12 protein-coding genes and 1 riboswitch are annotated in these 15,720 nt (G+C 48.0%); of the genes, 9 read left to right on the top strand and 3 right to left on the bottom strand.

Annotated elements, in window-relative coordinates; all coding sequences use genetic code 11:
* Window positions 1–4: 4 nt before the first annotated feature.
* From thiS to FGB90_RS17255, 3 genes are all read right to left on the bottom strand, one after another.
* On the bottom strand, window positions 5–202 hold the full coding sequence (gene thiS, locus FGB90_RS17265) for a sulfur carrier protein ThiS (RefSeq protein ID WP_138812113.1): 198 nt from the start codon (window positions 200–202) through the stop codon (window positions 5–7).
* Window positions 202–834 carry a thiamine phosphate synthase gene (thiE, locus tag FGB90_RS17260; protein ID WP_138812112.1) on the bottom strand — a complete coding sequence of 211 codons (633 nt, stop codon included), beginning with the start codon at window positions 832–834 and terminating at the stop codon, window positions 202–204. Before thiE ends, thiS begins: the two co-directional genes overlap by 1 nt.
* Window positions 835–1,125: 291 nt before the next feature.
* Window positions 1,126–1,234: riboswitch (TPP riboswitch) on the bottom strand.
* A 122-nt stretch (window positions 1,235–1,356) separates the two neighbouring features.
* Window positions 1,357–1,755 carry a response regulator transcription factor gene (locus FGB90_RS17255; protein ID WP_138812111.1) on the bottom strand — a complete coding sequence of 133 codons (399 nt, stop codon included), beginning with the start codon at window positions 1,753–1,755 and terminating at the stop codon, window positions 1,357–1,359.
* Between the two features lie 315 nt (window positions 1,756–2,070).
* On the opposite strand from FGB90_RS17255, the gene FGB90_RS17250 reads away from it, so the two are divergent.
* The 9 genes from FGB90_RS17250 (at window position 2,071) to FGB90_RS17210 (ending at window position 15,685) form a co-directional block, all read left to right on the top strand.
* On the top strand, window positions 2,071–3,612 hold the full coding sequence (locus tag FGB90_RS17250) for a bifunctional GNAT family N-acetyltransferase/carbon-nitrogen hydrolase family protein (protein ID WP_138812110.1): 1,542 nt from the start codon (window positions 2,071–2,073) through the stop codon (window positions 3,610–3,612).
* Between the two features lie 338 nt (window positions 3,613–3,950).
* On the top strand, window positions 3,951–4,469 hold the full coding sequence (locus tag FGB90_RS17245; RefSeq protein ID WP_138812109.1) for a hypothetical protein: 519 nt from the start codon (window positions 3,951–3,953) through the stop codon (window positions 4,467–4,469).
* Between the two features lie 311 nt (window positions 4,470–4,780).
* A complete protein-coding gene (locus FGB90_RS17240; protein ID WP_138812108.1) occupies window positions 4,781–6,370 on the top strand; it encodes a solute:sodium symporter family transporter in 1,590 nt (529 codons plus the stop codon).
* A gap of 97 nt (window positions 6,371–6,467) precedes the next feature.
* Entirely contained in the window at window positions 6,468–8,690 is a 2,223-nt protein-coding gene (locus tag FGB90_RS17235) for an alpha-galactosidase (RefSeq protein ID WP_138812107.1), read from the top strand.
* Window positions 8,691–8,947: 257 nt separating this feature from the next.
* Window positions 8,948–10,141, top strand: a complete 1,194-nt coding sequence (locus FGB90_RS17230) for a galactokinase (RefSeq protein WP_138812106.1) — start codon at window positions 8,948–8,950, stop codon at window positions 10,139–10,141.
* Window positions 10,141–11,142: a UDP-glucose 4-epimerase GalE gene (gene galE, locus FGB90_RS17225; protein ID WP_138812105.1), complete on the top strand. Its 1,002-nt coding sequence runs from the start codon at window positions 10,141–10,143 to the stop codon at window positions 11,140–11,142. The genes FGB90_RS17230 and galE overlap by 1 nt, the downstream gene beginning before the upstream one ends.
* Before the next feature lie 22 nt (window positions 11,143–11,164).
* Window positions 11,165–12,697, top strand: a complete 1,533-nt coding sequence (gene galT, locus FGB90_RS17220; protein ID WP_138812104.1) for a UDP-glucose--hexose-1-phosphate uridylyltransferase — start codon at window positions 11,165–11,167, stop codon at window positions 12,695–12,697.
* 293 nt (window positions 12,698–12,990) lie between these two features.
* Entirely contained in the window at window positions 12,991–14,196 is a 1,206-nt protein-coding gene (locus FGB90_RS17215) for an ROK family transcriptional regulator (protein WP_138812103.1), read from the top strand.
* Window positions 14,197–14,572: 376 nt separating this feature from the next.
* Window positions 14,573–15,685, top strand: coding sequence for a M24 family metallopeptidase (locus FGB90_RS17210; protein WP_138812102.1), 1,113 nt, complete (start codon window positions 14,573–14,575; stop codon window positions 15,683–15,685).
* Window positions 15,686–15,720: the final 35 nt, after the last annotated feature.

Genomic DNA, 15,720 nt, shown 5'->3' with positions numbered 1-15,720 from the left:
GGTGTCATCCTCCTCCGATAAACTGGACCAGTTCAATCTTTGATCCGTCTTTTACAGCGGCATCTTCCCAGTCCGCCCGGTCCAGAATCTGTCCGTCCACTTCAGCGACGACCAGCTTTGGTTCCAGGTTGAAGTGGGCAACAACTTCCGAGACATTGCGGGCGGTGATATCATGCTCCTCGCCGTTAACGGTCAGCTTCATTATTTTCCCTCCTTCACCGGAATTCGTGAGAGAAACCGGCGGCACACGTCCTGTATATCCATTGCACCGACGATTTCACTGATGGCACAGATGCGCGAAGCTCCGGCGTCAATGACCTCGTCCACGTTGTGCAGCTTGATTCCCCCGATGGCTACAAACGGGATGCGGATCTCTTCGGCCACCTGCCGGACGTAACCGGTAGTAACGGGATCGACCACGTCGGTTTTGCTTTTAGTCGGGAAGACAGGGCCAACACCGATATAGTCGGCACCTCCTGCTTCTGCAGCTCTCGCTTCACCGATGTGGTGAGTGGAAATTCCGATGATTTTATCAGGTCCCATGATGCGGCGGGCGTCTTCAAGGGGGAGGTCATCCTGCCCAAGGTGGATGCCGTCTGCATCGACAGTCAGGGCAACGTCGATATGATCGTTTACGATAAAAGTGACGTTATGCTTTCGCGTAAGTTCACGAAGGGCACGGGCTTTTTCGAGTACATCCCGTTTGCTTCCGGTTTTGTCGCGGAGCTGAATGATGTCCGCGCCGCCGAGAATTGCATCTTCCATAACGGAGATCATGTCACGATCTGGGTGAAACTGTTCTCCGGTAATGACATAGAGGGAGAAATCTTTCATTCTGTAAAACCGCCTTTCCTGAGTAGGGTAAACCCTTAATAGGGTCCAATTAGTATGAAAAAGAAAAGCTGTTTACGGATAGACTGCTGCTTTTCCAATATTACCTAAGGAGCGAAGGGTTGCGACTCCAGCGGGAATAGCATTAGCTGAAGACCCCGCAGGTGATCTTTCCGAGGAGGCTGAAGCAATGCCCGCGGAAAGCGTCAACCTGCAGCGGAATAAACAACAATCTATCTGAAAAGAGCTAAAAGAAAAGGCCGTATTCCGGTGTCGATGGAATACGGCCTGAGCTTCAGGATACATCGACTTTCCTACGCTGGTACAAACCAGATCAGGTTCGAGGGTAAAAGGACAGGCCCTTTTTCTCAGACTGCTTGAACAGCCACCCCTAGTCTTTTTCTTACTGATATCTTCCATTGTAAACGATTGCGGGAGATGGGGAAAGGGAAATGCATGACAAAAAAGACCAGCATTGTACCGGTCTTTTTAAAAGAGAGCTACTGGAGGACAGCAGACGTTAAATCAGGACGTGGTGCTTCCCGCTGTTTCCAGCATTGCCCTGGTAACAATGTCGCGAATGATAATCTCACTGATGGGCTTCTGAATCGTATCGAAGGCACCGAGAAGAATGGTCTTTTTAAGGTGAATGTCCGTGCCGGCTGATGAAACCATAATGACTTTCGTTTCCGGAGCCATGCGTACGATTTCCTTCAGGGCCTGGATGCCGTCTTTAACGGGCATTATAATATCCATAATGACGATCTGAGGTCTGTGCTGCCGGCAAACTTCTACAGCTTCGCATCCGTTTTTTGCTTCATACACGCTGCCTGCACCAATCAGTGTCACTGTTTCCCGCAGATGTTTACGGACCATTGGCGAGTCATCGCAGATTAATACGGAATACTGGCCTGTCTCCTCCATGAAAGAACCCCCTTCATTCTTTAACCCGGTGATCCGGCCGCAAATGGTTTTCCAGCCGGGAAGCATCCTTTATTTTGCCTGTCTGTAAAACAGTTAAAGACATTTTAACACATTTATCAGAAAATATAGACACTGATTTGAAAAATAGACTGACAGTCGACGAAATAAGGGGAAATCAAGTAGAAACGGCGTCCTGGAGCATCCGATATTGCTTTTCCACTTCGTTCGTACTACATTTAACATAAGTCTGCAATATTCTTATTGGTCTTGCAGTAAACTCTTAAGCAGGGATTCCGCACAGAAAGGAAGAGACATATGGCATCAGGACCAATCGACATCTCCAAATTCGAGAAAAAAATGATTATCCGCCAGATCAGGAAAGAGGATATCGATAAAATAATTGAGCTTTCAAAACTGTGTTTTCCGAACATGGAAGGCTGGAAACGTGAACAGCTGGAGAGTCACCTGGCTCTGTTCCCGGAAGGTCAGTTCTGCGCAGAATACGATGGGGAAATTATCGGTTCGTGTTCGAGCCTGATCATCAACTTCGATGAATACGACGATCAGCATACGTGGGACGAAATCACGGATGAAGGATACATTACCAATCACGATCCGGACGGGTACAACCTCTACGGAATCGAAATTATGGTGCATCCGGAATACCGCCGGATGAAGATCGGCGTCCGTCTCTACGAGGCGCGCAAGGATCTTGCCCGCCAGCTGAACCTGAAGAGCATTATCATCGGAGGGCGTATCCCCAACTATAATAAGCATGCTGATGAGATGTCTCCCCGCGAATACGTGGAGGAAGTCATCCGTCATAACGTCTTTGATCCGGTACTCACATTCCAGGTTATGAACGGCTTCAGCCTAAAGCGGGTGAACCGTGATTACCTGAAGGATGACAAGGCGTCCATGAAGTATGCGACGCTGATGGAATGGAACAACGTTGACTATCAGGCAACAACGAAGCGCCATTTCAAGACCTCGTTCCCGGTAAGAATCTGCGTCATTCAGTATATGATGAAGAAGATTGACAGCTTCGAGGAGTTCGCCCAGCAGTGCGAGTACTACGCAGATGTTGGTGCGAGCTACAATGCGGATTTTGTTGTTTTCCCTGAGATCATAACAACCCAGCTGCTTTCGTTTATCGATGAGAAACGGCCAAGCCGGGCGATCCGCCGCCTTACTGAGTTCACGGAGGATTATATCCGCGTGTTCACCGACTTTGCGGTAAAATACAACGTGAATATTATCGGCGGCTCCCACTTTGTCGAAGAGGAAGGGGACATTTACAACATTTCCTACCTGTTCCGCCGTGACGGGACGATCGAAAAACAGTACAAAATCCACATTACGCCAAACGAGCGGAAGTTCTGGGGGATCCGCGGCGGCGACAAGGTAGAAGTATTCGATACGGACTGCGGGAAAATTGCGATTCAGATCTGCTACGACATTCAGTTTCCGGAGCTCGGCCGTATCGCCACTGAAAAAGGGGCAAACATCATTTTCAGCCCGTTCTGTACCGATGAAAAGCAGGGCTATCTCCGCGTGCGGTACTGCGCACAGGCAAGAGCTATTGAAAACCAGGTATACACCGTAATCAGCGGCACGGTGGGCAACCTTACCCAGGTGGAAAATATGGATATTCAGTACGCTCAGTCCGGGATTTTTACTCCCTCCGATTATCCGTTCCCACGTGACGGAATTGTAGGCGAGTGCAACCCGAATATTGAAACTGTCGTGGTAGGTGACGTGGACACGGAGATCCTCCGCCGTTCACGCAAGTCCGGAAGCGTCACACAATGGAAGGACCGCCGCACCGACCTGTTTAAAATTAATTCGGATTGCTGATCATGTTTTAACGAGGCTGGGACAGGAGTGTTTTAATAGATGAAAAACCGAACAATCAATTCGTGACGCAGGTAAATCGCTCCTGAAATATTCGCCGCTTTCCGCGGGAAGCGGCTGAGCCTCCGCGTGCTTCGCCCTGCGGGGTCTCACCTGCGCTTTTCCTCCCGCAGGAGTCGGCGAATATTTCATCCGCTTGTCAGCTTTTTGTTCGGATTCTCATCAAAACACTTTACTTCTGTCCCAGTCTCGTTTCTGTTCGGTTTGTGCTGCGAAAACCTGACTACGTTTATCCTCTTCTCCTTTTGCCCAAGATGTAGGGGAAAGGGAGGAAGTCATTTATGGATAAGCAGAATACGCAGACGGACCGTAAAGGCCCCGAGCGCAAAATTCCCGACTGGAAGCTTCCGGCGGCAATCGCCATGGCGTTTCTATGGATCACCACCGCGTTTTTCCTCTGGCTGCCCGGCCAGATTGACGAGGAACCAGGTGAAATTGCAGCGGCTGACTGGTCGGTGCAGACCTTTACACGGGAAAACCCGGTGCGCGAAGGTGAGCCTGTTACACTCCAGGTGTTCGTATATGATAATGAAACAAAAGACCCTATTACCGGTGCACTGGTCACAGCCGACCTCGATTACAGGGAGGAGCCGCTCACCCTGCACTATGTGGAAAATGGTCTCTATGAAAAAACGGAACAGGTGACTGAAGACAGAGTACTTTCGGGTACAGTGTCAGTTAAGAGAAATGAACTGGCACTGGCTTCTGAATTTCATTTTCCCGTCGAATCCCGCCATGATGAGTGGGAGGAGACCCGGTCAGCTTTTCTGATGACCGGTACAAGAACAGTCTCCCGCTGATGGGGGGCTGTTTTTTACATTCAAAAATGACCAGGAAGACCTTCTAAAGATCCTGCTGATTTAAATTCCATATTTTACTGAACAATTGTTTCATAGTTGTCCTTCCCGGGCTGCATCTGGTTTTTAGGAACTTATTGCACCTCTTATTAATTAATTATTTTAATTAATTTTTAAAAAACTATTGAGAGCGCTATCAGAAATCGTTTACAATGGAGCAACCAAGACGATTGTTTGTTTAAAGTAAATGGAAAGCGGCTGACTCTTTTCTACTACAAAACACTATCATGACATCTCACAAAGGAGAGTCTTCCATGAACTGGATTATTATTTTGTCATTCCTGTTTTTTACAGGTCTCGTTGCTGTAATTTCCTATATGAAAACAAAGAAGGAAAATCTGGACACCCACGACGGATACTTTCTTGGGGGACGGAGTCTGACTGCCTGGGTCATTGCCGGTTCCCTCATGCTTACAAATCTATCAACTGAACAGCTGATTGGGCTTAACGCCGAAGGTTACGAGTTTAATATGAGTTCAATGGGCTGGGAGGTCGGGTCTGCGATTGCCCTTGTTATTGTGGCGTTTTTCTTCCTGCCCCGGTACTTAAAAGGCGGTATTACAACAATTCCCGACTTCCTTGAAAAACGTTACGATCCTGGAGTTAAGCAGTTTGTAACGATTTTGTTTCTGTTCGGGTACATTTTTAACCTGCTTCCGCCGATCCTTTATTCAGGTGCGGTTGCCCTGAGCGGAATGTTTAACGTACCGGAAATGCTTGGAGTAAGCCCGACTGCAGCTCTCTGGATAACGGTATGGGTTATTGGCTGTATCGGTTCCCTTTATGCCATTTTCGGTGGACTGAAAGCGGTTGCGGTATCGGATACGATCAACGGAATAGGTCTTCTCATTGGGGGACTTCTCATTCCTATACTTGGCCTGATGGTTCTTGGTGGCGGTTCACCGTTTGCCGGATTTACAACCATTATGGAAAATACACCTGAGAAGCTTAATGCCGTAGGAAGCAGCAGTGATCCCGTTCCATTTGGAACGATGTTTACAGGAATGCTCCTCGTAAACCTATTCTACTGGGGTATGGCCCAGCATATTATGCAGCGGGCGATTGCCGCCAAAAACCTGAAAGAAGGCCAGAAAGGGCTTATCATTGCAGCATTCCTGAAACTGCTTGGACCGGTATTTCTTGTACTGCCGGGGATTATTGCCTTTAACCTTCTGGGCGATAATCTCAACGCAATGGATGCCTACCCGGCGCTGGTAAACCACATCCTGCCGACATGGATGGTTGGACTATTTGCGGCGATCCTTTTCGGTGCCGTACTGTCCTCCTTTAACTCGGTACTGAACTCTTCAGTAACGCTGTTTGTTCTTAACATTTACAAACCTTATTTCAAGCCGAAAGCAAAGGATGACGTGCTGATCCGTCACGGTAAAGTGTTTGGCCTGTTTCTTGCTCTGTTTGCCATGAGTGTAGCGCCTTTAATTGCTATGGTGCCGCAGGGATTCTTCCAGTATCTGCAGATGGTAAACGGATTTTATAACGTACCGATTCTGACGATTATCGTGGTTGGCTATCTTACGACAAAAGTGCCTGCAGTTGCCGCAAAAGTGGGTCTGGTTTTCTTTATCTCCACTTACGGCTTTACGCAGCTTGTCTGGGATGGCGGGCTTCACTTCCTGCATATTCTTGCGATTCTCTTTGTCGTCACCGTTACAATTATGCTGATTATTGGAAGCCTTTATCCTCGGGACAAAGAGTTTGTTCTTGAGGAACAGGCAAAAGTGGACATGACGCCGTGGCGTATTGTTTATCCGATGGGGGCAGTGGCAACGGGAACGATGATCCTCGTGTACCTTATCTTCTCGGTAGCAGGAATTGCATCCTGATGCCGTGTGCTGAACAATAATTGCATTAAGCGGCATGCTGGAACAGAGCATGCCGCTTCTTTTTTAACTTTTATTCAATTAAAAAGGAGTCCTCATTATGCCTATTTTCGTCAACCAAGAGCCTTTGGAATTTCACCTTCAGTCAGAAAATGTCAGCTATATCTTAACGATTCTGGAGAACGGACAGCCGGGGCACCTTTATTACGGGAAAAAGCTGACCCACCGTGAGAGTTTTCAGCACTTTGTCCGTGGGGGTGAGCGCGGGGCTACAGCCTATTTAAATGAGGGGGATATGAACTTTTCGCTTGAACTTGTGCAGCAGGAGTTTCCTTCCTTTGGAACGACTGACTTCCGTGAACCGGCCATTCATATACTTCAGGAAAATGGCAGTCGTATCTCTGGTTTTGAGTACGTCAAACACGATACAGTAAAAGGAAAACCGAAACTGGAAGGTCTTCCGGCAACCTACACTGAAGACGAATCGGAAGCTTCAACCCTGATTCTAACACTGCATGATCCCGTAACCGATGCAGAACTGATGCTCTTCTATACGATTTTTGAGGATACAGGTGCGGTCACACGCAGCGCGAAGGTACTGAATAATGGTGCAGAACCATTGCGGATCAAGCGTTTCATGAGTGCGTCGGTGGATTTTCCCGATGCAGATTTTGATATGGTCCAGCTATCCGGAGCGTGGGTACGTGAACGGCATGTGCATTCACGCAGACTTGTACCTGGTATCCAGCGTGTCTCAAGTACCAGGGGGACAAGCAGCAGCCAGCAGAATCCGTTTTTTGCAATGGTGCGTCCTGACACGAATGAACACACCGGTGATGTATACGGCTTTTCCTTTGTTTACAGCGGAAACTTTCTTGCCCAGGTGGAAGTGGACCATTATGATTCTGCACGGGCGATGATCGGGCTCCATCCCTTTGACTTCGAGTGGAAGCTGGAAACGGGTGAAAGTTTTCAGTCACCTGAAGCGGTGCTTGTTTACTCCAGTGAAGGGATGAACGGCATGAGCAGGGCCTATCACGACCTTTACCGCAAACGCCTTGCCCGGGGAGAGTGGCGTGACCGTGAGCGTCCGGTACTGATAAACAACTGGGAAGCGACCTACTTTGATTTCAACGAAGAAAAAATCCTTGAGATTGCCCGTTCTGCCCATGAGTGCGGAGTTGAACTGTTTGTTCTTGATGACGGCTGGTTCGGCAGACGGGATGATGATACAACTTCCCTTGGGGACTGGGTCGTTGATGAGCGGAAGCTGCCAGGCGGCATGAAGCAGCTTGCGGAAAACGTAACAGATCTGGGCATGCAGTTCGGCCTCTGGTTCGAACCGGAAATGATTTCAAAGGAAAGCCGTCTCTTTAAAGAGCATCCGGAGTGGGTAATTCAGGCACCGGACCGGCGCCTTTCCCACGGACGAAATCAGTATGTCCTGGATTTTTCAAACAGGGAAGTGGTGGATCACCTTTTCAGTCAAATGGCAGCAGTGCTTGAAGATGCTCCGATCAGCTACGTAAAGTGGGATATGAACCGCAACATCACAGAAGCTGGTTCTGCGTGGCTCCCGCGGGATCGTCAGCAGGAGCTCTGGCACCGTTACATACTTGGGGTGTATGAACTGTATGAAAGGCTTACTGCCCGGTTTCCGCATATTCTTTTTGAATCCTGTGCAAGCGGAGGGGCGAGGTTTGATCCGGGCATGCTTTATTACGCCCCGCAGGCGTGGACAAGCGATAATACAGATGCAGTGGAACGTCTGAAAATCCAGTACGGTACGTCCTTTGTTTACCCGTTAAGTTCAATGGGTGCCCATGTTTCAGCCGTTCCAAACCACCAGGTAAAAAGGGTCACCTCCCTGAAAACGAGAGGGGACACTGCGTTTTTTGGAATGTTCGGGTATGAACTGGATGTAACGAAAATGAGCGAGACTGATCGGGAGCAGGTAAAGAAGCAGATCCGTTTTTACAAAAACTACCGAAGCCTGATTCAAAAAGGCGTGTTCACGCGCCTGATCAGTCCGTTTGGTTCAAATGAAACAGCATGGATGGTCACCTCAAAGGACAAATCCACTGCGCTGGCAGGCTATTATCAGGTGCTTGGTGAACCCAATCCCGGCTTTAAAAAACTGAAGCTCGCAGGACTGGATCCGGATAGGAAGTACAAGGTGAGCGGGAAATCGCTGTTCTATTATGGGGATGAGCTGATGCACGCTGGACTTGATCTGGAGGAACCCTATATCGGAACCGATACAGGGGGAATACAGGATAGCGGGGACTTTACATCCCAGCTCTATGTGATCGAAGCTGTCTGACAGGTTAATAAAAAGGGAAGCCCGCTGCGTGCTGATGCAGCGGGCTGTGTTTATTCGCTGCTGATGAGATGCAATTGAGAATTCAGTAGTATAACTTTTTTAATTAAATTTATTAATTAATGTTTTCAAGAGCGTTTCTGTCCCTTATAATAGAGAAAGGAATCATGATGTCTGCCGTTATTTGTAATCGTTTACAGATCGTCTTGGTCGTTGATTGTGTAAACATTTCTGTAAGAGAGAAAGGGGAATTACATCGCATGGAAGAGAAACTGCTGCAGGCGATGAAAGAATACTATGACGCCAATGAGAGCGATGTCAGGCTGTTTTTTGCACCGGGGCGCGTGAATCTGATTGGCGAGCATATCGACTACAACGGAGGTTTTGTGTTTCCGTGTTCCTTAAGTATCGGAACATATATGGCGGTTTTTCCGCGGCCCCATACAGACCGAGTAAGAATGCTCTCGCTCAATTTTCCTGATAAAGGCGTCGTTTCCTTTGACGTTAACAAGCTTGAATATGATGAATCGGATGACTGGGCAAACTACCCTAAGGGCGTGCTGAATGAATTTGCCAAGCTCGGAAAGCAGCCTGGCAGCGGATTTGATGCTGTTTTCTACGGAAACATACCAAATGGAGCGGGGCTGTCGTCGTCTGCGTCCATTGAACTTGCAACTGCTGTAATGTGGAATGAAATTAATGAATTCGGACTTTCAATGACAGATCTGGTGAAAATTGGCCAGCGGGCAGAAAACGATTTTATTGGAGTCAGCTGCGGAATTATGGATCAGTTTGCCATTGGAATGGGCAGGGAAAATCACGCCATACTTCTGGACTGCAATACGCTTGATTATGACTACAGTCCCGTTGAACTTGGGGATTATGCGCTTGTTATCGCAAACACAAACAAAAGACGTGGACTGGCTGATTCCAAGTACAATGAGCGCCGCGCCGAATGTGAATCTGCCCTTGAGGCTGTCCGTACAAAAAAAGAGGTTCGTCACCTATGTGATCTCAATGCGGCTGAGTTCCAAGAGGTAAAAAGTGTGATTACGGAACCGGAGGCTCTTAAACGGGCAAAACATGCCGTTTATGAAAATGAGAGGACGATCCAGGCAGCCGAACTGCTGAAAGAAGGAGATCTTCACGGTTTTGGCCGACTGATGAGCCAGTCACATGTGTCACTGCGGGATGATTATGAAGTATCAGGCAATGAACTCGATAATCTGGTAGAGGCAGCATGGAGCGAAGACAGTGTCATCGGTGCGAGAATGACAGGAGCAGGATTCGGCGGCTGCACCGTAAATATTGTGCATAAAAAAGAGCTTGAACAAACACTCGGGAGAATTGGTTCAGAGTACACGAAAAAGACCGGGCTTGAGGCAGAGTTTTATATCGCTGAAATCGGTCCGGGAGCAAAAGAACTGAAACCGGTAAAGGAAGGTGATTGCTGATGGCAGTTCTGGTGTGTGGAGGAGCCGGCTATATTGGAAGTCATGCAGTGGAGGACCTCATTAGACAGGGTGAAGATGTCGTTGTAGCGGACAATCTGCAGACAGGTCATATCGGAGCGGTTAACCCCAAAGCCTCACTATATATAGGTGACCTGAGGGATGGAGCATTTCTGACAAGAGTCTTTGAGGAAAATGACATTGAGTCTGTAATGCATTTTGCAGCTGATTCCCTGGTGGGTATCAGCATGGAAGAGCCGCTTCAGTATTACGATAACAACGTAAACGGAGCCCTTTCCCTTCTTAAAGTCATGAAGCGATTCGGGACAAAGCGCATCGTATTTTCGTCAACTGCCGCCACTTACGGTGAGCCGGAGCGGATGCCGATCGAGGAGACAGACCGGACAGAACCAACGAACCCTTACGGTGAGACAAAACTTGCCATTGAAAAAATGCTGAAATGGAGTGAGAAGGCTTACGGGATTGAGCACGTGGTTCTCCGCTACTTTAACGTTGCTGGAGCACATACAGAGCAGGAGATCGGAGAGGATCATACACCTGAAACCCACCTCATCCCTATAATCCTTCAGGCAGCCCTCGGACAGAGAGAGAAGATTATGATCTTCGGCGATGATTATGATACGGATGATGGCACGTGTGTTCGTGACTATATTCACGTCAATGATCTTATTGCAGCGCATATTCTCGCCCTTAAGAGCCTCAGGGAAAACAGAGGAAGCGATACCTATAACCTTGGAAACGGAAACGGGTTCAGTGTAAAAGAAGTAATTGAGACGGCACGGGAAGTTACAGGACATCCCATTCCTGCCCAGGTCGCCCCAAGACGTCCAGGGGATCCTGCGAGACTGGTAGCTTCTTCTGGAAAAGCCAAGGAAAAACTGGGCTGGGAGCCCCGTTATGCAGACATGAAAACCATTATCAGAAGTGCATGGGAGTGGCATGAGGCAAATCCAGAAGGCTACAGTGACAGCTGGATCCGATAATGCACGGAAAGGAGAACCGGAAATGAGTACACAGACTGTTGAACGTTCCATTGAACGGCTTGTTCAGTACGCACAGCAGAAACAGCTTATTGAATCGGCGGATATTCCGTTTGCAAGAAACAGCCTTCTTGCATTGATGGAAGTGGATGATCCGGTCGAACCCCGCTTCGAAGCCCCGGAGGAAGCGCTTGAGCATCCGGCACCAATCCTGGAGGAACTGCTTGACCACGCCTTTCAAAGGGGACTGATCAAAAATAATACAGTCACCGAACGTGACCTGTTTGATACAAAGCTCATGGGGTGTCTGACACCAAGACCTTCCGAGGTAATCAGGGAGTTCGGAAACGATATGGAAGCTGCAGGTGCTGAGGCGGCAACCCGTAATTTTTACACATTCAGTCAGGATGTCCATTATATCCGACGTGACCGGATCTGCAAAAACCTGAGCTGGTTTACTCATACTGATTATGGGAACCTTGAAATTACCGTGAATTTGTCAAAACCGGAAAAAGACCCGAAGGAAATCGCAGCGCTGAAGGAAGTGAAGGGATCCGATTATCCCAAATGCCTTCTCTGTAAGGAGAATGTGGGTTACCGTGGAAGGCTGAATCATCCTGCAAGGCAGAATCTGCGGACTCTCCCTCTCAGCCTGAACGATGAAGGATGGCAGCTTCAGTTTTCTCCGTATGTGTATTACAACGAGCATGCTATCATATTCAGGGAAGAGCACACACCAATGAAGATTTCCAGGGAAACCTTCCGTCGTCTGCTCTCGTTTGCAGGACAGTTTCCCCACTATTTCATTGGTTCAAATGCAGATCTTCCCATTGTCGGTGGCTCAATTTTAAGCCATGATCATTTTCAGGGCGGAAAGCATGAATTTCCAATGGCCGTGGCAGAAACGGAGGAAGTATTCCCTCTTCAAGCCTTTGGTGATGTTACAGCGGGAATAGTGAAGTGGCCAATGAGCGTCGTACGCCTGACGGGATCATCGATGGAGGAAGTGACAAACGCCGCGGACCACGTGCTTACCCGGTGGAAAGGCTATTCGGATGAATCGGTTGATGTCCTGGCAAACAGCGGGGACACACCGCACCATACGATTACACCGATTGCCAGAATGCGCGGGGGGAAATTTGAACTTGACCTTGTTCTCAGAAATAACAGGACGAGCGATGAGCATCCAATGGGGATTTTTCATCCACATGCGGAAGTGCACCATATTAAAAAGGAAAATATCGGGTTGATTGAAGTGATGGGGTTAGCGGTTCTGCCGGGTCGCCTCCAATCCGAGCTCGAACAGCTGGAGACAGCCATGCTGTCAGACGATCCCGCAGCAGCCATTGAATCGAATGAAGTGATCACAAAACACAAAGACTGGGCACTTTCGATTCTGGAAAGGCACCGTGAATTTTCAAATGAAAAGGCTCCTGTAATTTTAAAAGAGGAAGTCGGACAGGTGTTCAGCACCATTCTGGAGCATGCCGGAGTATTTAAACGCGATGCAGAAGGAAAAGAAGCCTTTAAACGTTTTATGGAGGATATACAGGGATAGTCTGCTGCCATAAAGTATATCAGAGTCATGGAGTGAAACCTGACTGCCGGACAGGCAGTCAGGTTTCTGAGGAATCAGCCGGCTGTTCTGTACCCTGCAGCAGCACTACCGGAAGGTTCTTCTGTGCCTGCATAGGGTTGAAAGGCTGAAGAACCGGCGAAAATAAGGTAGAATAGAAAAGGATGAAAGTCCGCATTTTGTGTTCTGAGTGCCGACTTTTAAATTGGCAGAAGAAAGAGGAATAATTGTATTCAGCTGTTTTTTGAGAGGAGGCGTTTGCTATTGTATCGAGTATGACAGGAAGCTTTCAGCTTATGAAATCCCTGAACCGCTCTATTATTATGAATTTAATACGGACTCATAGTCCCATATCAAGGGCTGAGATTGCAAAGAAAGCAAAATTGACCCCACCTACAGTTACAAATATTGTGAACGAACTGCTTCGGGAAGACTTGATCCTGGAAGGTAAAACGGGGGTTTCAAAAGGTGGAAGGAAACCGATTCTGCTCACGATAAACAAAGACAGCCGCTTTGTTTTCGGAGTAGATGTGGGGGCCCGTGAAGTGAGGGTGGCCCTTACCAATCTCGATGCAGAGTTAGTCTGCCATAAGCGGTCCAGTCTTCCACAGGGATTTAATAAGGAAGAACTGATGGATACGATAAAGGGAATTATACAGGATGTACTGGATGAGAACCTTGTTGAGAGAAGCAGGATTCTCGGGATCGGGATCGGAATGCACGGAATTGTTGACCATGAAAAAGGAATTGCTGTATATGCGCCCAACTTCGGTCTGTCGGATATCCGGCTAAAGGAGGAACTGGAGAATACTTTCAGCTACCCTGTTAAAGTCGAAAACGATGCACGCGCCATGGCTCTCGGCGAGCTCTGGTTTGGAAATGGGCGTGAAAAGGAAAATGTGGTGGTTGTGAACGTGGGGATCGGAATTGGCGCAGGAGTTATTTTCAATGGCCGTCTTTACCACGGGGAACACGGAATCGCAGGAGAAATTGGCCACACCATCATTGATTTGAATGGAAGAAAGTGTGCATGCGGTAATTACGGATGTCTGCAGACTGTGGCAGGAAGCAGCCGAATCCGGCAAAAAGCGATTGAGGAAATGTCCCTCGGAAGGAAATCACTGGTAGAAGAACTGTCGGAAGGTGACCCGGATCGTATTGACGGGGAACTGGTTCATCGTGCAGCGGAGCAGGGGGACTCTCTTGCAGAAGAGGTATTTGAGCAGACCGGGCGCTTTCTTGGTCTTGGGATAATGAATCTCATAAACTTTGTAAACCCCGAGCGGGTTATCATTGGAGGCGGTGTGTCAAAAGCAGGACGTTTTATCATGGAACCTGTAAAGGAAGTCGTGGAGACCAGAGCGCTGACAGACAAAGCAAGAACCACCGAGATCATGGCTTCAAAGCTGGGTGATCAGGGCACAATTACCGGAGCAGCTACACTGATCCTCGCACAGTTATTTGACTACCATATTTCATAAAAAGCTTTCATTTTTTCCTTCACTATGCTATCTTCAAGGTAGTTAATTATTTAATTTAAAAAAGTCTCCGGAGAAAAGTTTCCACTCTTTTTTTGCTGCTGCTGAAAGCGTATACAGTGTCTGAGAGGATAAAAAAGATGCCTGGTGCTCATAAGCTGGCAGCCAGGATCTGGGAACTGACCGTGTACAGAGACCGGTCCTGTCCCTCATCCTAACCGTCCGGATTTGATTGGGAAGTGACGGGAAATTTGATTAACGTATGTTGTAAACTGAAAGAAGAGCATATTTTATGGCTCTTCTTTCTTTCCTTTATGTTAGTAAATTAATTTAATAAACCTTCATCGGAGGGTCATTATTGAGAAACGGAGTGTGAACAGTGAAAATAGCCAAACTTAGAACCTGGCTTAAAGAACAGGGGCTCGATGCACTTCTCCTGTTAAAACGCAATAATTTCTCCTGGGTAACAAACGGGAGACGGAACGATATAGTCCAGACAACAGAGCTGGGAGTAGCAAACCTTCTCATTACAAACGACCGGGTACATCTAATTACCAACCAGATGGAGTTAAAACGGATTGAAGAAGAAGAGCTCCTGAATGTACCTTTTGACTATAATGTACATTCGTGTGAATGGTATGAAAAAGAATCAGATCTTGTCAGGAGGCTGACTGAAGGAATGAAATGTGCTGCTGATGCCCCGTTCGATGATTTCATTCAGGTTGATCAGTATCTTTCGGAAATGAGGACAGTTCTTACATCAGAAGAGGAAGAGAAGTACGAAAAGCTGTGTATGGATACGGCGCTGGCAGTGGAAAAAGCTGCTGAATCGGCAGAACCGGGAATGACAGAGTTTGAGATTGCCAGTGTTGCTGCACAGGAAATCATCTGTTCAGGAGGCAGAATTCAGGTGCTCCTCACAGCATCAGACGAAAGGATCTACCTTTACCGGCACCCTATTCCAACAGGAAAGATTTTTGAACGGCATGCGATGATCGTTGCCTGTGTAGAGAGGGAAGGGCTAGTGGCTAATGTCACACGCTTTGTATACATCGGGGAACCGCCTGAAGTTCTCCTTGAAAATCGGAATAAACTCGCTCGTATAGACGCTGCGATGATTCATCATACAAGACCCGGTACCGTGATCGGTGAAATTGTGAAAAAAGGTATTGCCGAATACGAGCGTGCGGGGTTTCCGGATGACTGGAAAAAGCTTCACCAGGGGGGACCTACGGGCTATAATTCGAGAGAGTTTATTGCCATTCCCTCCTCACCTGGGACAGTCCAGCTGAATCAGCCCTTCACATGGAACCCGGCTCTTCCCGGGATTAAATCAGAAGATACTATCCTGGTGAAAAAGAATGGGAATCATATTCTGACGAAGACTGGAAATTGGCCTTACCTGGAAGTTGAGTATGAGGGACAGACCTACAGCAGGCCCGATCTTCTCATAAAGCCAGCTTCGGCTGCCGGGCAGGATGGCGAAGGCTAACCCTTTTTTCAGACGGGAGGTCATTCCGAAGTGTT

Source organism: Alteribacter natronophilus, from assembly GCF_006007885.1.
GTDB lineage: Bacteria > Bacillota > Bacilli > Bacillales > Salisediminibacteriaceae > Alteribacter > Alteribacter natronophilus.
The sequence above is the reverse complement of the archived record's forward strand: the minus strand, read 5'-3'. Positions and strand labels throughout refer to the sequence as shown.